The sequence below is a fragment of the Rubrivirga halophila genome (genome assembly GCF_046845755.1).
Classification (GTDB): domain Bacteria; phylum Bacteroidota; class Rhodothermia; order Rhodothermales; family Rubricoccaceae; genus Rubrivirga.
This window is the reverse complement of the sequence record NZ_CP177357.1, coordinates 983,291-1,003,259: the sequence shown is the minus strand read 5'-3', so window position 1 is coordinate 1,003,259 and position 19,969 is coordinate 983,291. Positions and strand designations below refer to the sequence as shown.

18 protein-coding genes are annotated in these 19,969 nt (G+C 71.6%); 2 read left to right on the top strand and 16 right to left on the bottom strand.

Annotated features, from left to right (window positions below; all coding sequences use genetic code 11):
• Positions 1-4: 4 nt before the first annotated feature.
• The 4 genes from ACLIRP_RS04230 to ACLIRP_RS04215 form a co-directional block, all read right to left on the bottom strand.
• Positions 5-1,624, bottom strand: coding sequence for a complex I subunit 4 family protein (locus ACLIRP_RS04230; protein ID WP_412062713.1), 1,620 nt, complete (start codon positions 1,622-1,624; stop codon positions 5-7).
• Positions 1,625-1,657: 33 nt separating this feature from the next.
• Complete coding sequence (locus tag ACLIRP_RS04225; RefSeq protein WP_412062712.1) at positions 1,658-3,805, bottom strand: NADH-quinone oxidoreductase subunit L; 2,148 nt, start codon at positions 3,803-3,805, stop codon at positions 1,658-1,660.
• A 75-nt stretch (positions 3,806-3,880) separates the two neighbouring features.
• Positions 3,881-4,180, bottom strand: a complete 300-nt coding sequence (gene nuoK / locus ACLIRP_RS04220) for an NADH-quinone oxidoreductase subunit NuoK (RefSeq protein WP_412062711.1) — start codon at positions 4,178-4,180, stop codon at positions 3,881-3,883.
• Between the two features lie 63 nt (positions 4,181-4,243).
• Positions 4,244-4,837 carry an NADH-quinone oxidoreductase subunit J gene (locus tag ACLIRP_RS04215; RefSeq protein ID WP_412062710.1) on the bottom strand — a complete coding sequence of 198 codons (594 nt, stop codon included), beginning with the start codon at positions 4,835-4,837 and terminating at the stop codon, positions 4,244-4,246.
• A 299-nt stretch (positions 4,838-5,136) separates the two neighbouring features.
• On the opposite strand from ACLIRP_RS04215, the gene ACLIRP_RS04210 reads away from it, so the two are divergent.
• Positions 5,137-6,264: a lysylphosphatidylglycerol synthase transmembrane domain-containing protein gene (locus tag ACLIRP_RS04210; protein WP_412062709.1), complete on the top strand. Its 1,128-nt coding sequence runs from the start codon at positions 5,137-5,139 to the stop codon at positions 6,262-6,264.
• Positions 6,261-7,313 carry a DUF72 domain-containing protein gene (locus ACLIRP_RS04205; protein ID WP_412062708.1) on the top strand — a complete coding sequence of 351 codons (1,053 nt, stop codon included), beginning with the start codon at positions 6,261-6,263 and terminating at the stop codon, positions 7,311-7,313. The genes ACLIRP_RS04210 and ACLIRP_RS04205 overlap by 4 nt, the downstream gene beginning before the upstream one ends.
• 190 nt (positions 7,314-7,503) lie before the next feature.
• Here the strand turns inward: ACLIRP_RS04205 and ACLIRP_RS04200 are convergent, their stop codons facing one another.
• The 12 genes from ACLIRP_RS04200 to ACLIRP_RS04145 all read right to left on the bottom strand — a co-directional run bounded on the left by ACLIRP_RS04200 (position 7,504) and on the right by ACLIRP_RS04145 (position 19,963).
• Entirely contained in the window at positions 7,504-8,172 is a 669-nt protein-coding gene (locus ACLIRP_RS04200) for a helix-hairpin-helix domain-containing protein (protein WP_412062707.1), read from the bottom strand.
• A gap of 158 nt (positions 8,173-8,330) precedes the next feature.
• Positions 8,331-8,984, bottom strand: coding sequence for a YceH family protein (locus ACLIRP_RS04195; RefSeq protein WP_412062706.1), 654 nt, complete (start codon positions 8,982-8,984; stop codon positions 8,331-8,333).
• A gap of 346 nt (positions 8,985-9,330) precedes the next feature.
• Positions 9,331-10,032, bottom strand: a complete 702-nt coding sequence (locus tag ACLIRP_RS04190; RefSeq protein ID WP_412062705.1) for an RluA family pseudouridine synthase — start codon at positions 10,030-10,032, stop codon at positions 9,331-9,333.
• Positions 10,033-10,393: 361 nt separating this feature from the next.
• Positions 10,394-12,262: a Na+/H+ antiporter NhaC family protein gene (locus tag ACLIRP_RS04185; RefSeq protein WP_412062704.1), complete on the bottom strand. Its 1,869-nt coding sequence runs from the start codon at positions 12,260-12,262 to the stop codon at positions 10,394-10,396.
• Between the two features lie 62 nt (positions 12,263-12,324).
• Complete coding sequence (upp, locus tag ACLIRP_RS04180) at positions 12,325-12,945, bottom strand: uracil phosphoribosyltransferase (protein ID WP_412062703.1); 621 nt, start codon at positions 12,943-12,945, stop codon at positions 12,325-12,327.
• A 73-nt stretch (positions 12,946-13,018) separates the two neighbouring features.
• Positions 13,019-14,728 carry an alanine/glycine:cation symporter family protein gene (locus tag ACLIRP_RS04175; RefSeq protein ID WP_412062702.1) on the bottom strand — a complete coding sequence of 570 codons (1,710 nt, stop codon included), beginning with the start codon at positions 14,726-14,728 and terminating at the stop codon, positions 13,019-13,021.
• A gap of 330 nt (positions 14,729-15,058) precedes the next feature.
• Positions 15,059-15,682, bottom strand: coding sequence for a hypothetical protein (locus ACLIRP_RS04170; RefSeq protein WP_412062701.1), 624 nt, complete (start codon positions 15,680-15,682; stop codon positions 15,059-15,061).
• 2 nt (positions 15,683-15,684) lie between these two features.
• Positions 15,685-16,428: a cell division ATP-binding protein FtsE gene (locus tag ACLIRP_RS04165; RefSeq protein WP_412062700.1), complete on the bottom strand. Its 744-nt coding sequence runs from the start codon at positions 16,426-16,428 to the stop codon at positions 15,685-15,687.
• Between the two features lie 93 nt (positions 16,429-16,521).
• Positions 16,522-17,286: a class I SAM-dependent DNA methyltransferase gene (locus tag ACLIRP_RS04160; protein ID WP_412062699.1), complete on the bottom strand. Its 765-nt coding sequence runs from the start codon at positions 17,284-17,286 to the stop codon at positions 16,522-16,524.
• A 61-nt stretch (positions 17,287-17,347) separates the two neighbouring features.
• Complete coding sequence (gene pdxA / locus ACLIRP_RS04155) at positions 17,348-18,340, bottom strand: 4-hydroxythreonine-4-phosphate dehydrogenase PdxA (protein WP_412062698.1); 993 nt, start codon at positions 18,338-18,340, stop codon at positions 17,348-17,350.
• Entirely contained in the window at positions 18,337-18,531 is a 195-nt protein-coding gene (locus ACLIRP_RS04150) for a hypothetical protein (RefSeq protein WP_412062697.1), read from the bottom strand. Before ACLIRP_RS04150 ends, pdxA begins: the two co-directional genes overlap by 4 nt.
• Positions 18,532-18,538: 7 nt before the next feature.
• The gene (locus ACLIRP_RS04145) at positions 18,539-19,963 is read right to left on the bottom strand and encodes a leucyl aminopeptidase family protein (protein ID WP_412062696.1); all 1,425 of its coding nucleotides are present in this window, start codon (positions 19,961-19,963) and stop codon (positions 18,539-18,541) included.
• Positions 19,964-19,969 lie beyond the last annotated feature (6 nt).

The following is a 19,969-nucleotide window of genomic DNA, read 5'->3' as shown; positions in this document are numbered from 1 at the left end:
GAGCTTAGTTGGCCGGGTCCGCCACAGGCGCGGGGGTGGGGACGGTCGCGACCTCGGCAGGCCACGAGACGGGCACGACGACGACCTCGCCGTCGGCGGCCTCGACGGCGGCGGCCTTGGCGATCGACGTGTCGAGCAGCGACTGGACGGCGCGCTCGGACTTCTCCAGGAACGGCGCGGGCCAGAAGCCCAAGAGCAGCATCAGGCCCAGGAGCGGCACGAGGAGCCCGATCTCCCTCCCGTTGAGGTCCTTCATCGTCGCGTTCGCCTCGTCGGTGATCTCGCCGAAGAAGGTCCGGTAGACCATCCACAAGAGGTAGACGGCCGCGAAGATGACGCCCGTCGTGGCGACGGCGATCAGGAGCGGGTTGCCGACGGTCGGGGAGTTCCACGAGCCGATCAGGATCATGAACTCGCCTACGAACCCGTTGAGGCCGGGCAGGCCCGCCGACGCGAACACGCTGAACAGCATCGCGAACGTCAGGATCGGGACGGACTTGGCGATCCCGCCGTAGTCGGCCATCGCGCGCGTGTGGCGCCGCTCGTAGAGCATCCCGATGATGAGGAACAGCGCCCCGGTCGAGATGCCGTGGTTGACCATCTGGATCAGCGAGCCCTGGAGCGCGACGACGTCGAAGGCGAACAGCCCGAGCACGACGAACCCGAGGTGGGACACGGACGAGTAGGCGACCAACTTTTTGACGTCGGTCTGCGCGAAGGCGACCAGCGCCCCGTAGACGATCCCGACGACGGCCAGAATGGCAACCGGCATCGCGAGCTCGGCGCTCGCGTTCGGGAAGAACGGGACGACGAACCGGAGCAGGCCGTACGTCCCCATCTTCAGCAGCACGCCCGCGAGGACGACCGAGCCGCCGGTCGGCGCCTGGGTGTGCGCGTCGGGCAGCCAGGTGTGGAGCGGGAAGAGCGGCACCTTGATGGCGAACGCCAGCCCGAACAGGGCGAACAGCCACATCTGGGTCCCGATCGGGACGCCGAAGCTGGCGAGCTTGTACCAGTCGGTCGTGAACACGCCGCCGTTGACGGCGTCGCCGGCCGCGAACCCGAGCCACAGCACGCCGACCAGCATCAGCAGCGAGCCGACGAGCGTGTAGAGAACAAACTTGACGGCGGCGAACACGCGGTCCTCCCCGCCCCAGATGCCGATGATGAACACCATCGGGATCAGCGTCAGCTCGAAGAAGACGTAGAAGAGGAAGACGTCGAAGGCGGCGAACACGCCGAGCACGCCGGTCTCCAAGAGCAGCAGCAAGGCGTAGTAGCCCTTGTGCGCCTTGCCGATGTAGGTCCACGACGACAGCACGACGATGGGCCCGAGCAGCGTCGTCAGCAGGATCAGCAGCAGGTTGAGCCCGTCGACGCCCACGAAGTAGGTGATGTCGACGGCGCCGAACCACGGCAGCCGCGTCGCGAGCTGGGGCGCGAGCGCGGTCGAGACGGACGCGTCGAACCCGAGCCAGAGCCCGATCGAGACCACGAACGTGACGACGGTCGTCGCCAGCGCGGCCCACCGGACGGCGTTGACCGACGGCGCGAGCAGCAGCGCGAGCGCGCCGAGCGCGGGCAGGAAGATGACGAGCGAGAGCAGCCCGGGAATGTCAGCCATTGAGTGTGAGCCGGAGGGGCGTCAGAGCGGGCTTTAGACGAACAGGATGAGGGCGACGACGCCGACGACGCCGATCACGATGGCCAGCGCGTACGTCTGGACGGCGCCGGTCTGGACCGTGCGCAGGCGGCTCGCGACGGTGCGGACGCCGTGCGCCAGCCCCATCACGCCGCCGTCGACGACGTTCTTGTCGAACGGGGCGAACACCTTGCGGGCGCCCTCGACCGTCGCGCGGACGACCGTCGCGTTGTAGACGGCGTCCCACCACCAGACGCGGCTGGCGCCGGCATAGACCCAGCCCATGCCCTTGCGGACCTTGCGGTCGGCCTCGGGCCCGCGCTTGCCGAACCGGAGCCCGAGCCACGCGAAGGCGACGCCGCCGATGGCGATGGCCGCGCCGAGCGCGAGCAGGCCCCAGGCGTAGCCGGTCGGGGGAAGGATCTCGTGGTGGAGCTCGGCGACCGGGCCGCCGTAGTCGGCGCCGAGCCAGTGGTGGAGCCAGCCGCCCACCTTGTAGAGCACGCCCTCGTCGCCGAGCGCCTTCGCCATCACGGGCGGCAGCCCGATCCAGCCGCCCACGACGGACAGGCCGGCGAGCACCCAGAGCGGGACCGTCATGGTCCACGGGCTCTCGTGCGCCTCGACGTCGAGGGCCGCGGGCCAGCGCGGCTCGCCCTCGAACGTGAGCAGGTAGGCACGCGTCATGTAGACCGCCGTCAGCAGCGCCGTCACCAGGCCGACGATCCACACGAGGTAGCCCACCAGGTGGCCGTCGTAGCCGTACTCGAAGGCCTTAAAGAGGATCTCGTCCTTGGAGAAGAAGCCCGACAGGCCCGGCAGGCCGGCGATGGCGAGCGTCGCGATCAGGAAGGTCATGCGCGTCGACGGCATGTACTTCTTGAGCCCGCCCATCGTGCGCATGTCCTGGGCGTCGAACGGCCCGTCGTACGGGAGCGGGTTGTGGCGCAGCGTGTTCTGCGACGCCTCCGAGTCGTGCGGCGTGTCGGGGTGCCCGTGGCGCTTGGGGATCACCCCCCTGTGCTCCAGGTCGTGCTCGACGTGGTGCATCGCGTGGATGACGGAGCCTGACCCGAGAAAGAGGCAGGCCTTGAAGAAGGCGTGCGTCATCACGTGGAAGATGGCGACCCACCACGCGCCCACGCCGACGGCCAAGAACATGTAGCCGAGCTGGCTGACCGTCGAGTAAGCCAGCACCTTTTTGATGTCGTTCTGCGTGATCGCGACGGTCGCCGCCATGATGGCGGTCAGGGCGCCCACGATGGCGATGACGGCCATGACGCCGGGCACGGCGATCACCATGCTGGAAAGGCGGGCCAGCAGGTACAGCCCCGAGGTCACCATCGTCGCGGCGTGGATCAGCGCCGAGACCGGCGTCGGGCCGGCCATGGCGTCCGGGAGCCAGACGAAGAGCGGGATCTGGGCGCTCTTGCCCGTCGCGCCGATAAAGAGGAAGAGGACCACCCAGGTGCCGATCGACCACCCGAAGAGAGCGGGCGCGCCGAACAGCGCGAGCGTGTCGGGGCTGAGGATGGTCGCGAAGTCGAGCCCGAAGGGGCCGACAAAGCCCGGCGCCCCGGTCACCGTCTGGTAGATGAGGAACATCGCCAGCAGGAAGGCGAAGTCGCCGACGCGGTTGACGATAAAGGCCTTGTTGGCGGCGGCGGTGTTCTTGAGGTCGGTGTACCAGAACCCGATGAGGAGGTAGCTGCACAGCCCGACGCCCTCCCACCCGAGGAACAGCACCGGCAGGTTGTCGGCCAGCACCAGGTTGAGCATCGCGAAGATGAACAGGTTGAGATAGGCGAAAAACCGCCAGTACCCCGAGTCCCCGTGCATGTAGCCGATCGAGTAGATGTGGATCAGCGAGCCCACGCCCGTCACGATCAGCGTCATCAGCAGCGACAGCTCGTCGATGCGGTACGCGAAGTCGACGCGCAAGTCGCCGGCGGCCATCCAGGTGAAGTACCGGGCCACCTCGGCGCTCTCATACCCCAGGAACAGGACGATCGTGACGGCGAAGGGAACGGCGACGGCCAGCGTGCCCAGCACGCCGATGAGCATCTCGCGCTGGCGGTAGGCCGGGGCGAACAGGCCCATCATCCCGTTGAACGCGGCCACGAGCAGCGGCGGGAGCAGGATGAGCCGGACGAGGAGTTCCATTGGGGGTGATGCGTGATGGGTGATGCGTGATGGGCGCGGTCGTCACGCCCCACGGATCACGAATCAGGGGCGGCGTCAGCCGCGGAAAAGGCGCAGCTCGTCGATGTTGACGGTGAGCTTGTTGCGGAACATGGCGATCACGATCGCGAGCCCGACGGCGGCCTCGGCGGCGGCCACGCTCATCACAAAGAAGACCAGGATCTGGCCGTCGACGTCGCCGAAGGCCTGGCTGAAGGCGACGAGCGTCAGGTTGACCGCGTTCAGCATCAGCTCGATGCTCAGGAACACGACGATCACGTTGCGCCGGAGCAGCACGCCGAGCACGCCGATGGTGAAGAGCACGGCGCTCAGCGAGAGGTACCAGGTGAGGTCCATTCGGGTGTCGGTTGTCGGGGATCGGTGTTCGGCAGGGCCCCGGGGGCTCGCGGCCGACAACCTCTACACGAAGCGCTTTTTGGCGAGGAGGACGGCGCCGATGGTGGCCGCCAGCAGCAGGGCCCCGATGATCTCGAGGGTGAACGCGTGCCGCGTCAGCAGCGCGATGCCCAGGTTCTCGACCGACGTCGGGTCGAGAGGCACGAGCGCGGCCTCGCCGGGCTCGACAACCACGGCCTCGCCGTCGGGGCCGACGACGACGGCCGGGCCGGCCGGGTCGACCACGGCTACCTCGGTGGCGGTCGGGTCCGGGAGCAGGTCGACCTGTCCGGCGACGGCCGTCAGCAAGAGCGCCAGCACGCCGACGGCGCCGACGAAGGCGGCGGCCCGGGGCCACGTGACCGCGCTCAGCCGGGGCGTCTGCTCCAGGTTGAGGAGCATGATGACGAACAGGAACAGGACCATGATGGCCCCGGCGTAGACCAGCACCTGCACGATGCCGATAAAGGCGGCGTTGAGCGACAGGTAGAGGCACGCGATGGCGAGCATCGTCGTCACCATCCACAGGGCGCTGGCGACGGGGCTCCGCGAGACGAGCATGCCGACGGCGCCGGCCACCGCGAACACGGCGAACACGAAAAAGAGAAAGGCTTCCACGAAGGGTCGGGTGAGGGAGGCCGAGGCCGGGCGTCGTCGCCCGCAGAGGGACCGCCAAGATACCGGCCCCCGCGCGTCGCGGACAACCGGGTGGCGACCGAGCGCCGCGCCCCTCCGATGCCGCCCGGCCGGATCGGATCCGACGCCCTGCGCGGGCCGTCTGGCGCGCCCCGGCGGGCCGGGTTCTCGCACTCTCTTCGTCTCCCCGGCGCCCCGCGCAACGGATCCACCGGCGATTCGCCGACGCGCGCACCCCCGGTGCGGGGCGCCGGGTAGCGGCCGTCTATCTTCGCGAGCGCATGGACGTCCCGGCTCCCCTCCCCTCTCCGTCGGCCCCGGCCCCACCCGCGCGGCGGCTCCGCAAGCGGGACCTGCTGGTGCCGGTCGCCCTCAGCCTGGGCGCCGTCGGCGTCATCCTGTGGCTGACGTACGAGCCCGGCGCGTTCGCGACGGTCCGGAGCACGTTCCGGCCCGACATTTTCGCGCTCGCCATCGGGGCGCTGATGCTGCAGATCACGGCCGGCGGCCTGCGCCTGCGCCACGTCAGCCGGGGCACGTTGACGGCGGTCGGCGGCTTGCGGGCCCAGCTCACGTGGGACTTTATGAGCGCCGTCACGCCGTCGGCGATGGGCGGGGCGCCGTTCGCGGCCTTTTTTATCGCCAAGGAGAACGGCGTCGCGTACGGCCAGATCACGGCCGTCATGCTGTTCACGATGCTGATGGACCAGCTGTGGTTCGCGATCCTGATCGTGACGCTGTACGTCTCAGCCATCTGGATCCCCGTCTTCCCAACGGCGCTCGGCGCCGCGGGCATCGGGACGGTCGCCGCCTACCTCGGCGGGATGCTGATCTACATCGGCTTCTTCGCGTACGCGACACTGTTCCGCCCGGACGTGCTGGAGCGCGTCGCCAACCGGATCGTGCAGTTCCGATGGCTCCGGCGCTTCGAGGACACCGTCCGCCGGGAGACCCGCAAGCTCCGCCAGCAGGCGACCGTGCTCCGGGGGCAGCCGCTGTCGTTCTACCTCCAGGGCGCCGGCTACACGATCTTGTACTGGACCGGCCGCTACGGGATCGTCTTCCTGGTCGCCCTCAGCTTCTGGCGCGAGTTCCGGCACGTCCTGTTCGTGATGCGGACGGCCGGGCTGTGGCTGGCGGGGCTCGCGATGCCGACGCCGGGCGGGTCGGGCGGTATCGAGGCGCTCTACATGCTGTATCTCGCGCCGCTCCTGCCCTCGGGCTACGGCGGCCCGGCCCTGCTCGCGTGGCGGGCCGTCGCCTACTACGGCGTGCTGACGCTCGGCCTGTTCGTGGCCGGCGGCGCCGTGCGCTCCCTGCTCGCGGGCGAGACGCCACCCGCCGAGCCCGACGATCCCATCCTCCCTGACGTGTCCGCACCCCGGCCCGACGGGGCCGACGCCCCGTGACGCCCCGCCCCGTCGCCGACCGCCGCGCCGAGGCCGACCGCTTCGACCTCCGCCGCATCCACCCCGTGCTCCGCTTCGGGTCGGCCTCCGACCGCTATGCGGCGTGGATCGACCAGGTCTACCCCCGCGACGTGTGGGCCGGCGAGGTGACGACCCGCAAAAAGAACGTCGGCGGCCAGCCCTTCGAGGAGCGCCTCCTGCCCGTCGCGTCCGTCGAAGACTACTTCCAGCACTTCGGGGTGCTGGAGATCGACTTCACGTTTTACCGGCCCCTCTTGGAGGCGACCGGCAAGCCGTCGTCGAACCTGTTCACGCTCGAGCACTACGCCGACGCCTCGCCGGCGAACGCCCGGTTTGTGCTCAAGGCGCCCCAACAGTTTCTCGCCCGCAAGCTCCGCCGCAAGGTCGACGGCCGGTTCCAGTACGTCGAGAACCCGGACTTTTTGGATGCGGAGGCGTTTACGTCCCGGTTTCTGATTCCCGCCCAGAACAAGCTGGGCGTTAAGCTGGCGGGGGTCCTCCTGGAGCAGTCGTACGAGCGGGCGGCCGAGAGCCCGCCGCCCGACGCGTTCGTGGCCGAGTGGGACCGGTTCATCTCCGAGGTCCCGGAGGCGCCGTACCACCTCGAGGTCCGCTCGGCGCACCAGCTCTCGCCCGCCTACCTCGAGTGGCTGGCAAACCGCGACCTCGGGTTCTGCTTTTCGCAGTGGCAGTGGCTCCCGCCGCTGATCGACCAATGGGCGCTCGCCGGCAAGCGGTTCACGTCGGCGTCCGGCGAGGCCATCGTCCGGCTCGTCCAGCCGCGCGACATGGACTACGCGACCTCGTGGCGGCTGGCGTACCCCTTCGACGGCCCGGCCGCCGGACTGAGCGACACGGCCGCCGCGCGCCGGATGATCGACGAGACGACGGCGCTGATGCACCAGGCTGCCGAGGCCGGCGTCGTCCTCAACGTCATCGGCAACAACCGCGCGTGGGGCAACACGCCCGACCTCGCGCGCACGCTTGCGCACCGGTTTTTGGACTTCGCGGAGCGGAGAGGCGCGTGAGAGGCGGGGACCGCAGACGGCGGACCACAGACCGCAAGAGCACACCTCCGCCCCAGATGGTCAGCCGATCCCACCGCGACGGAGACGCGTCGTTCTCGATCACGGAGTGACGCCGCCCGGCAACGGCCCACTCCGGCGCTCCTGCCGAGGTGGGCCGCGCCGTCCGCGGTCCCCGGTCCGTCGTCCCCCGCTACGCCGCCGCGGGCGGGAAGAGCGAGTAGATCGTCGCGACCGGGCGCTCCTCGGCGACCGGGGCGGCGGGCTCGGACGCCTCGGCGACCGCCTCGGCCGCGTGCTCGCTGGCGATCTCGGCCCGGCGCTGGACGGCCGCCAGCTGCGCCACCTGGCGGCGCAGGCGACGGGCGCGGCGACGCGCCGAGCGGTTCAAGATCGAGTTGAGCTGGAGCCGGATCGCCTCGGTCCGCCGGGGCCCGACGCCGTCGAGCGACATCAGCCGCCCGTCGTGCGCCGCGCGCTCGAGGTCCGCCAGCGACTCGATGCCGAGCTCGTCGACGAGCCGCTGCGCGAGCCGGTCGCTGACGCCGGGGACGGTCGCCAGCAGGGCCGCCGGGTCGCTCGTTCGGAGGAGCCGGTCGCGCAGGCCGATCCGGCCCGTCTCGATGTACTGCGCGAGGTGGTGGGCCAGGCTCACCCCGATGCCGGGCAGCTCGGTCAGCGCGTCGCGCCCGCCCTCGCCGTAGAGCCGGGCCACGGGCTCGTCGAGGTCGCGCACCATGGCGGCCGCCTGGAGGTAGGCCTGGATGCGGTACGGGTTCGGCTCGCCCTGGCGCACGAGCACCTCGCCCATCTGGTCGAGCGCGTCGGCGAGTTCGATGTTGGTCGGTCCGATCGGAAGCATGGGATCTCAGGTCAATGTGGCCCAAGATGCGACACGCCGGTGCCACCTGTCTGTCACACGAACATCCCTGTGGGACAGTCTCTTGCGCCGATCCGGACGGACCCGCTGACGCCGCCGTCCGCCCCCTCTCCAAAGGGCCTCGGCGGGGAGCCTCTCCCCTACTCGAACTGCGCCCGGAACGCCTCCATCTCGGCCCGCAGCCCCTCGACCTCCGCCTCCAATTCGGCGACCCGCTCCGCCAGCGTCGGCCCGCCCGCGACGGGGACGGTATGCTCGTCGTCGTTCCTGTCCTCTGCTAGCGGCGCCGGCTCCACGTCGCCCGACAGCGTGTGCGCGTAGCGGTCGGCGGCCTGACCCGGCTCGCGCGGGAGCTTCACCACGAGCGGGTCGTCGCGGTCGCCCAGCATCCAGAGCGCCTCCTCGGCGTCCGACACGCTCGCAAAGTCGGCGAGCCGGGCCGTCCGCGTGCGGATCTCGCCGGGCGTCTGGGGCCCGCGCAGCAGCAACACGCACAGCGCCGCCAGCTCGCGCTTCGACAGGTCGAGCGAGCGGTCGAGGGTGTGCCGGAACTTGGCGACCCGGTGGCCGGCCCCGGCCGTGGTCCCCGCAAGCCCGCGCCGCATCAGCCGCTCGGCGGCGTCCTTCACCTCGCGCTCCGAGTAGTCCGTCACCGGCTCGCGCGACGACTTCTGGTTGCACGCGGCGACCAAGGCGTTCGTCGTCAGCGGGTAGTGGTCGGGCGTGGCGAGCGCCTTTTCGGCGAGGGCGCCCGCGACGCGGGCCTCGATGGCGTCGAGCGTGGGTCGGGACATGACGGGGGACGGGGGACGGGGGACGGGGGACGGGGGACGGGGGACGGGGGACGGGGGACGGGGGACGGGGGACGGAAGGTGGTGGCACCAGCTTGCGAGCGCAAGCCGAATCGAGGTCATTGAAGAGGTCCGGGACATGCCGCCACTTGCCCCGTGCGTCCCCTCTCCCTCTGGAGGAGGGAGAGGGTGAGGGCGAACCGAGCGCACGCCTACCGGCTGGCGGTGCTCCCCGCAGCGCCGTCGCCTTCGCGGCGTCGAGCCCACAAGCTGGCGCCAGCCGATCACCCTCCCCCGGCCCCTCCCGTCTGGGAGGGGAGACCAGAAACAGAGGCCTCCCCCTGGCCCGCTATCCCGCTTGCGGCATCGCAGGGGCGCTCGCGACGAGCCGGGCGATCTCGCGGTCGAACAGGCCGCGCCAGGCGTCCGGCGGCGGCGCCGCGAACGTCATCCGCTCGCGCCGCGTCGGGTGGTCGAGCGCCAGCGACCACGCGTGGAGCGCGATGCCGCGGCCGTCGGCAAACGGCGGGCCCTCCCCGTACCGGAGGTCGCCCAGGATCGGCGCGCCGCGGGCCGCGAGCTGGGCGCGGATCTGGTGCTTGCGGCCCGTCTCCAGCGTCACCTCAACGAGCGCGCGTCCGCCTGCGCGTGCGAGCGTCCGCCAGCGGAGCATGGCCCGCTTGCCCCGGCCCGCGGGCACGATCCGGACGCTCGTACCCGAGTCGTCGAGCCCGTCGACGGCCTCGCCCGCGTCGGGCAGCCGGCCCGCCACGACGGCGAGGTAGCGCTTCTCGGGAGCCCGCTGGCGGAACTGCTCGCTGAGCCGCCCCGCCGCCTTCGAGGTCCGCGCCAGCGCGAGCACGCCCGAGGTCGGCCGGTCGAGCCGGTGGACGAGCCCGACGAAGACGTTGCCGGGCTTGTCGAAGCGCTCCTTGAGGAACGCCTTCGCCCACGTCACCACGTCGGTGTCGCCGGTGATGTCGCCCTGCGCCAGCATCCCGGGCGGCTTCGAGACGACGAGCAAGTGGTTGTCGAGGTAGAGCGGGGTCACCGCTGGGCGACGGCGACGGCCGGCGGCCGGTTCCGCCCGACGGCGCAGCCCCGATCCTGCCGCCGGCGACCGGACAGGAGGCTGGCGCTCCCGGACTTCCCACGCGCGACCGCCCCCGACGCGCCTCCGGAGCGGCTCGCGGGCACCGGCCGCAAGCACCGACGGCACGCAAAGTGGGGGCAAATCCCTAATCGGGGTCACTGCGTCCCTCAAAACGGCTCGCGCGAGCCTGGAAACGGCCCCTGCAGGCCTTGGAAATGCCGTTGCAGGCCTACCCAGAGGCGTTGCAGGCCTGGGAAATCCCTCTGCCGTCCTGTGACAGGGCTCGGCACCGCCTAAGGGACGCGCCGGCGGGGTGTCCCTACCCAACGAGCGTCCCTTCGGGCGCCTCCGCGACTGCCTCGGGGTCGTCAACGGGCTCGCCGACGAAGCGGACCACGGCGAACAGCACGGCCGCGCAGATCGGCATCATCACCCACCACGGCACGTTGTAGCCCGTCGGCAGCGTGCCGAGCAGGAGGGCCACGACACCGACCGTCATCGCGTACGGGAGCTGGGTCCGGACGTGGTCGATGTGGTCGCACTGCGACGCCAGCGACGACAGGATCGTCGTGTCGGAGATCGGCGAGCAGTGGTCGCCCCAGACCGAGCCCGCGAGCACAGCGCTGACGGTCGAGTAGATGATGTGCGTGTAGTCGCCCGTCGTGTGCAGGCCGTCGGCGGCGAGCACGCCCCACGCGAGCGGGATGACGAGCGGCATCAGGATCCCCATCGTGCCCCACGACGAGCCCGTCGCGAAGGCGGTCGCGGCGGCCAGCAGGAACACCAGCGCCGGGACGATGCCGGGCGACAGCGTGCCCGACAGCCGGTCGATGAGCCACTGCGAGGTGCCGAGCGCGTCGTTGACGTTCGAGAGCGACCACGCCAGGATCAGGATGATGATCGCCAGCAGCATCGAGCGCATCCCCGCGAACCACGCCTCCATGGCCTGCTCCAGCGACAAGATCCCCTGCCCGACGGACAGCGCGACGGCCACGACGACCGACGCCAGCGACGCCCACATCATGGCCGTGTACGAGTTGGCCTCGCCGATCACGTTCTTGATGGTCATCTCGCCGCCGCCCTCCAGGACCGCCGCGCGCCCGGTGATCCACAGCCCGACGAGGACGCCGACCACGAGCACGGCGATGGGCAGGAGCGCATTGATCAGCCGCTTGGGGGCCTCCGGGGGTGGCTCCAGCAGCTCGTTCTCGGCCTCGGCGGCCTCGGCCGACGAGCCCGGGCGGAACAGCTGGCCGGTCTGGCGGGCGCGGCGCTCGGCCTTGAGCATCGGCCCGAAGTCGCGCTTGGTGAGCGCGATCGTGAACACGAAGAAGAGGGCCAGGATGGGGTAGAACGAGTATGGGATGGACCCGAGGAAGACCGAGTACGCCGCCTCGTTGTAGCCCGGCAGCTTGTCGACGGCGTCGCCGATGAGCCCGACCTCGTAGCCGATCCAGGTCGTCACAAAGGCAAGGCAGGCGACGGGCGCTGCCGTCGAGTCGACGAGGTACGCCAGCTTCTCCCGGCTGATGCGCAAGCGGTCGGTGATGGGCCGCATGGTTCCGCCGACGATCAGGGTGTTGGCGTAGTCGTCGAAAAAGACGAGCACGCCGAGCAGGGCCGTGGCGAACTGGCCGCGCCCGGCCGTCCGGGCCCACTTGGTGACGGTGTCGACAATCGCCGCCGTCCCGCCGTTTTTCTGGATGAGCCCGACCGTCCCGCCGATCATCATCGAGAACAGGATGATGGCCGCGTGGTCGTCGTCGGCGAGCGCCGCCAGGATGTAGGTCTGGATGGTGGCGAACAGGCCGGTCGCCCAGCCCATCAAGGGGTCGCCGGTGACGATCCAGGCGCCCAGCCAGACGCCCAGGAACAGCGCCACGATGACCTGGCGGAAGACGAGCGCCGCCGCGATCGCGAGGAGGGCGGGCAAGATCGAGAGCCAGCCGACGTCGGGCGGGGCGTCCTCCGCCGGCGCGGCCTCCACGACCGACGGCTCCCCGTACGCGTCGGCGGGCGCGTCGAGCAGGACGGGCGCGTCGGCGGCCGACGAGTCGGGCTGGGGCGCCCCGACGTCTTGCGCGAGCGTCGTCGCGGCGGACGCGTTCGGCTCGGCGACCGTGTCCTGCGCCTGCACGCCGCCGGCGCCGATCGCCAGCAAGACGGCGAGCGCGAGCCGAGCACACACGGATCGGGAGCGCGCCCACCATCCGCCGTTTCCAGTCCCCAGTCCCCTACACGGTGCGAGCGTCATTCCGTCCCAAAGATGCGGTCGCCGGCGTCCCCGAGGCCGGGCCGGATGAACGCGTTCTCGTCCAGTTCGCGGTCCAGGGCGGCCGTGACGATCTGGACGTCGGGGTGGTACTCCTCCAGCCGGGCCACGCCCTCGGGCGCGGCCACCAGGCACACGAACGTGATGTCCCGCGCGCCCCGGCTCTTGAGGTGGTTGATGGCGCCCGAGGCGCTCCCGCCCGTCGCCAGCATGGGGTCGACCACGAACACGCGGGCGTCCCGCACCTGGGGCGGCACGTTCGAGTAGTAGTCGACCGGCTCGTGGCTCTGCTCGTCGCGGTACATCCCGAGGTGGCCGACGCGGGCCTCCGGCACGTAGCGGACGAACCCGTCGACGAGCCCGAGCCCGGCGCGGAGCACGGGGATCACCACGACCTCGCGGGCCAGCCGGTAGCCGGCCGTCTCCTCGAGCGGGGTCTGGATCCGGGTCTCCTCGACGGGCAGCGTCCGCAGGGCCTCGTAGGCCAGGATGGACGACACGTCGGTGAGCGTCCGCCGGAAGTCGCCGTACGGCGTCGACGCGGTGCGGAGCGTGGAGAGGGCCCGGCGGAGGAGCGGGTGGTCGACGACGGTGAGCAAGGCGGGGATGGGGTCGGAGTGATGGGGGACAGGCGGGCGACGGGCTCATCGCCCGTCACCCGTTCCTCCTCCCTCAGAGGCGGCCTTCGGCCTTGGCCTTTTTGTGGGCCTCCTCGTTCTCGACCCACGGCTTGCGCTCGAAGTAGCTGTCGGTCAGCTTCTTGAGCGTGCCCGAGAGCAGGAGCAGCGCGAGCACGTTGGGGAGCGTCACGAGCGAGAGCGCCACGTCGCCGAGGTCCCAGATCGTCGTCACCGCGAGGACGGCGCCGACAAAGTGCATCACCACAAAGACGGCCTTGTAGGGCAGGATGGCCTTCGTGCCGAAGAGGTAGTTCGCGCAGCGGTCGCCGTAGTAGCTCCACGAGATCGACGTCGAGATGGCGAACAGGACGACCGAGAGCAGCACGATGTAGCGGCCGAGCCCGCCCCACCCGATCGGCGCGAGCCCGCGCTCGAACGCGAGCGTGGTAAGGGGCGCCGAGGTGCGGACGGTGTTGCCGTAGAACGTCTGCAGGACGTTGCCGTCGGCGTCGAGCGCCGCGCGCGTGTCGGCGTCAATCGTGCCCGTGAACGGGACCGTCTGGGCCTCGTCGACGAACAGCGTGTCGATGCCGACGCTGAACCGGCCGATGCGCGGGCCGTCGGCGGTCGCCGGGACGCCCTCGTTGTAGGCGAGCGGCTCGGCGCCCAGGACCGTCGAGTAGCCGACCTCGCGGTCGCCCTCGACGACCGAGATGTTGCTATTCGTGAGGTCGAACGAGGCCGGCGCCGTCGCCTCGAAGGCGCCCGTCGTGATGAGGACGAGGCCCGTCATCGTGCAGATGATGATGGTGTCGATAAACGGCTCGAGGAGCGCCACGGCACCCTCGGAGACGGGCTCGTCGGTCTTGGCGGCCGAGTGCGCGATCGGGGCCGACCCCTGGCCGGCCTCGTTCGAGAAGAGCCCGCGCTGGACGCCGTAGAGCATCGTCAGCAGGAAGACGCCCGCGCCCGTCCCGGCGACGCCGGAGGTGGGGTTGAAGGCCTCGCCGAAGATGCGGCCGAAGGCGGCCGGGATGTCGCCGACGTTGAGGACCAGGATGAGGAGGGCGCCGGCCACGTAGATGGCCGCCATGATCGGGGCGACGATCGAGGTCACCTTGCCGATGCGCTGGATCCCGCCCAGGATCACGACGCCGACGATGCTGGCCGTGATGAGGCCGGTGATCCAGACGGGCGTGCCGAACGAGTCGAAGACCTGGGTGGCGACCGTGTTGGCCTGCACCGCGTTGCCCGTCATGAACGACGTGAGCATCAGCGCGAACGCGAAGAACATGGCGACGGGCTTCCAGTTTTTGCCCAGCCCGCGCTCGATGTAGTACATCGGGCCGCCGGAGACGGAGCCCTCCCAGGCCTTCCCGTCCTGGTCGACGTGGACGTCGCGGAACTGCTGGGCGAGCGTGACCTCGGAGTACTTGGTGGCCATGCCGAGCAGGGCCGTCACCCACATCCAGAACAGCGCGCCGGGCCCGCCGATGTGGATCGCGAGGGCGACGCCAGCGATGTTGCCGACACCGACCGTCGCGCTCAGGGCCGTCGTGAGCGCCTGGAAGTGGCTCACGTCGCCGGGCTCGTCGGGGTCGTCGTAGCGGCCCGTGGCGACGGCGAACCCGTGGCCCAAGCGGCGGAACTGGACGAACCCGAGCTTGATGGTCAGGAACAGGCCGGTCCCGAGCAGCCCGATAACCAGCGGGTACCGGAGCACGTTGTTGATGGCGTCGATAACGACGGAGAGGAGCTCCATGGGGCGGCGTCGGGCGTGGGCGTGTGAGGGCGTCGAAGATAGGGCCGCTCCCTACGGCGGCGCCGTCACGTTCTCGGGACGGTGCGCCGGCCACCTTCGTGGGCCGGGAGCTCGACACCCCGTATCCCAAGTGACTGATTGGAGACGGCGCTAGCCTCCAAGTGCGTCCCCTCTCCCACACTGAAAGGGCAGGTGTCGGCCAGAATCGTACAAATGCCGTCATTCCCACAAAGGCGGGAATGACGGCGGGTGGGGTCTGCGAGCGGTACCTACTCCCGCCAGCCCGCTGGGAGGAGACTCTCCTCCGACTCGACCGCCAGCAGGTTCCGCCTACTCCTCCTTCGCGCCGGCTGGCGCCAGGTCGTTGAGCAGCGCCTCCACCACGTCGCGGCGGGCGTCGCTGGCGGCGATGCCGGCGGAGTCGGCCAGGGCGAGGTACTCGCGCAGGGCGGCGCGCGCGAGCGCCGTGTCACCGGCGTACGAGCGGACGACGCCCCGGTCGAGCGCGTGGCGCGGCTCGTCGGGGTCGAGCGCGGCGGCGCGGTCGAGGTCTTCGAGCGTGCGGACCCAGGCGCCGTCGAGGGCGTGGGCCACGAACGCGCGGTGGCTGTACACCACGTCGAGCGGGGTCTGCGCGTCGGCGCCGGCCTCGATGGCGGCGATGGCGGCCGTGAGGTCGTCGTAGGCGCGGGCGGCGGCGTCCGTGTCCTCGTCCTCGGCCCAGGCGGCCCAGTGGCACAGACCGCGCGCCACGAGCGCGTCGGCGTCGCCGGGCGAGCGGGCGAGCGCGGCATCGAGCACGGCGAGGCCCGTCGCCGGGTCGCTCGACGAGCAGTCATCGAAGGCCTGGCCGAGCGTCGCCGGGTCGGCGGGCGGATCGTCGGCCGGCGGCGTCTCGAGGGCGCACCCCGCCATGAGGAGCGCCAGCGACGCCAGGAGTCCCGCCCGTGCCATCGCTAGAGGGAGTCGGGGTCGACCTCGACGAGCCGCCCGCGCACGAGCGCCAGCGTCCGCGCCGGGAAGGCCTTGACGAGCCGGTAGTCGTGCGTCGCCATCAGCAGCGCCGTGCCCTGGCGGTGGACCTTGACGAGCAGCTTCTGGATCTCGTCGGCCACACGCGGGTCGAGGTTGCCCGTCGGCTCGTCGGCCAGCAGCAGGCGCGGGTGGTTGACGAGCGCGCGCGCGATGCAGGCCCGCTGCTGCTCGCCGCCCGACATCTCGTGCGGCAGCGCCTTGGCGCGGTGCCCGATGCCGACCTGCGCCAGCGCCTGGAGCGCCCGCTCCCTCACCTCCTTGCCCCGCACGCCGGTCGCGTACAGCGCGAACGCCACGTTCTCGTAGGCGCTCCGGTCGGGGAGCAGCTGGAAGTCCTGGAACACGATCCCCAGCATCCGGCGCAACAGCGGGATGTCGCGCGACTTCGTGGTGTCGGACTGGTACGGCCCCACGCGGACGAGCCCGTACTCGGGCATCACGTCCATGTAGAGGAGCTTGAGCAGCGTCGACTTGCCGCTGCCGGTCGGCCCGATGAGGTAGGCCATCTCGCCCCGGTTCAGCGTCAGGTTGAGGTCCGAGGCGACCTCGACGCGCGCGCCGGACGGGTCGGTGTAGCCCGCCGCGACGTTCTTCAGCTCGACGAGCGGCCGCTCGCGCGGCGTCGCGGGGGCGGAATCGGAAACGCGTTCGACGACGGGGTCCACGGGCGGGGGTCGGGGGGGAGCGGGAAGGTAGGCGCGACCGGGGAGCGCCGGAACGCAGGAGCGCTTGCGCTGGCGTGCGTCCTTCGTGCCGGTCTACTCGCCCGCCCGCCGGAGCACCCAGTGGACGCGGTCGGCCGTCTCGTCGGCGGCGTCGGAGCCGAAGCCGTCGTACGCGGCCTCGACCGCGAGCCCCGACGCCTCGATGGCCTCGGCCACCTCGTCGAGCGTGTAGGCGCGCTGGACGTGGGTCTCGCTGGCGACCGTCCCGTCGGCGAGCGTCAACTCGAAGCCGGTCGTGTGGAGCCGCGTGTCTTCGTCGTAGCTGCTCGTGCGGACGTACGAAAACGCGTCGGTCTCGCCCTCGTCGTGGAAGCCGTCGGCGTGGTTGACCGAGTTCGCGGGCGTCGACTGATCCAAGATCGCGATGCCGCCGGGCGCGAGCGCGTCGCGGATCGACGCCAGCAGGGCCTCGACCTCGACGATCGACAAGAGGTAGTTGAGCCCGTCGTAGACCAACACCACGACATCCGCGGGGTCGCCGGGGATCGGCTCGCCAAAACGGAGCGGCGCGAACGCGACGCGGCGGCCCGACAGCCGCGCGGCCTCCCGGGCGACGACCAGCATCGGCTCGGACCCGTCGAAGGCGCGGTAGTCGTAGCCGCTCGGGGGCGGGCCCTGGGGCTGGAGCGCGACCGCCAGCGCGCCCGTCCCGCACCCGAGCTCGACGAGCGTCTCGGCCTCGGGGTGATGCCGACGGATCAAGCTCTGGACGTACGCCGCCCACGCGGGGTAGTCGACATGCGCCATCACGGCGTCGTAGCCGGCGGCGAGGGCGTCGTAGGGCGAGGCGTCGGTCATGCGGGCAAGATCGCGCCGTCGGTCGGGCGCGGCACGGCGGGCGCGAGGCCTGACCGGTTCCTCACCGAGCCGCGCGCCGGGCCGCCATCTGCGCCGCCATCCGGATCGCCGCCGCCATCGACGACGCGTCGGCGACGCCCTTCCCGGCGACGTCGAACGCCGTCCCGTGGTCCGGGCTCGTCCGCACGATGGGCAGGCCGAGTGTGACGTTGACGCCGGCGCCCTGGGCGAGCGCCTTGAACGGCGCCAGCCCCTGGTCGTGGTACATCGCCACGACGGCGTCGGCGTGCCGCCAGCCGCCGCGCCCGAAAAAGGCGTCGGCGGGGAACGGGCCGGTCACGTCCAGGCCCTCAGCGCGCAACGTGTTGAGGGCAGGACCGATCGTCTCGATCTCGTCGCGCCCGATGACGCCGCCGTCGCCCGCGTGCGGGTTGAGGCCCAGGACCGCGAGGCGGGGCGCGTCGACGCCCAGGTCCGCCAGCCCCGCCGCCAGCGTCCGGCACACGCTCGCGATGCGCGGGCCCGTGACGAGGTGGGCGACGGCCGCGACGGGCACGTGGATCGTGACGAGCGCCACGCGCAGCGGGCCCGCCGTGAGGTCGGCCGCCAGCACCATCACGACCGACTCGGCGCCGGTCCGCTCCTGCAAAAACTCGGTGTGCCCGGGCACCAAGTAGCCCGCGAGTTGGATAGCCTCTTTCGAGATCGGCGCCGTCACGACCCCGTCGACGGCGCCCGCGAGCGCGAGGTCGACCGCGCTCGCGACGGCCTCCATCGCGAGCCGCCCGCCCTCGGCCGTGATCGTGCCGGGCTCGGCCGCCCCGTCGCCGGTGTCGAGGACGGCCAACCCCTCCCCTACCGCTCGCGCCTCCTCCGCGTCGGCCACGCGGACGACGGGTCCCAGCCCGAGCGCGTCCGCTTGCGCCGCGAGCACGCCGACACTCCCGACAGCGACGAGGTCGGCGTCGAACGCGCCGCGCGCGGCTTTAAGGACGACCTCGGGGCCGATGCCGTTGGGGTCGCCGAGGGTGAGCGCGAGCAGGGGCCGGCTCACCGGTCGAGAGAGGTCGCGGAGTCGGCCGGGACCGGCGGGGAGTCGGGGGCGGCGGCCTCGACGGGCGCCTCGGCGGGCGTCGTCACGCCGGGGTTCGAGGTCCCGGCGGCGTCGGGGTCGGTCGCGCAGCCGGCGGCGGCGACGAGGAGGGCGAGGGCGAGCAGGCGCATCCGGTCGGTGGTGAGGGACACGGGAACGCTACGCCTCCGCCAGCAGGTCCAGCACCAGGCGGACGCCGAAGCCGGTCCCGCCCTTCGGCCGGTAGCCGTACGCCGCGTCCAGAAACGCGGGGCGCGCCAGGTCGACGTGGACCCACGGGTACGCCGGTTCGTCGTCCGTCCGCGTGAACGCCTCCAGGAAGGCCGCGGCGGTGATCGTGCCGGCCATCGCGCCGCCGACGTTGCTGAGGTCGGCCGTGTCGCTCTTGAGCTGCTCTCGGTAGTGCGGGTACAGCGGGAGCGGCCACGCGAGGTCGCCCGTCGCCTCACCGGCCTGGTGGACGCGGTCGGCGAGGTCGCGGTCGTCGGGCCGGGCGATGACGGCGGCGACGCGCTCGCCGAGGGCCACGCCCTGGGCGCCGGTCAGCGTCGCCGCGTCGAGCACCCACGCCGGCGACAGCTCTCGGGCGTAGCTGAGGGCGTCCGCCAGCAGGAGCCGGCCCTCAGCGTCGGTGTTCATGACCTCGACGGTCGCGCCCGAGTGCATCGTCAGCACGTCGCCCGGCGCATAGGCCCGGCCGCCGGGGCGGTTGTCGGACATCGGCAACAGGGCGATCACGCGGACCGGCAGGCCCAGCATCGCCGCGCCGAGCATCGCGCCCGCCACGGCCGCACCGCCGCCCATGTCGGCCTTCATCTTGTCCATCGAGTTCTTGGTCGGCTTCAGCGAAAGCCCGCCCGTGTCGTACGTCACCGTTTTTCCGACGAGCACGACCGGCGCATCGGTCGCGTGCCCCTCCGGCGCCCACTCCAGAATGACGAACCGCGCCGGGTCCAAGCTGCCCCGGTTGACGCCCAGGAGCCCGCCCATCTGGTGCTCGGCGATCTCGTCCTCGTCCCAGATCCGGCACGTCAGGCCGGTCCCCTTGACCTTCGCCGCGATCCGGTCCGCCAGCGCCGCCGGCATCTTGGCGTCGGGCGGCGTGTTGACCAGGTCGCGCGCCCAGTTGGTGGCCTCGGCGCGGAGGTCGGCGGCACGGATGGCATCGGCGTGAACGTCGCTCGCGCGGACTGCGAGCGTGGCCGTCGGGGGCCGGTCGCCCGTCCGGAAATCGTCGTAGCGGTATGCGCCCAGGCGGAAGCCCTCGACGAGCGCGGCCGTCACGTCGGCGCCAGCGCCCTCGGGCGCGACGACCACGACGGACCCCGCCTCGACGCTCGCGGCCGCCTTGGCGGCGCTCGCGCCCGCCCACCGCCAGCGCTCCAGCCCGGGCTGGTCGCCGGGCACCACGACGGCGGTGCGCGAGCCGTCGGCGCGGACGACGAGCGCGGCGCTCTTGCACGTCTTGGCGTCTGCCAGCGCCGTCGCGAGCGCCGGGTCGTCGGGCGCCGCGTCGGCATCGAGAACGAAGGCCACCAGGTCGGCGCCGCGCGCGAGCGGGTCGCCGGAAAACACGTCAGTCATGAAAGG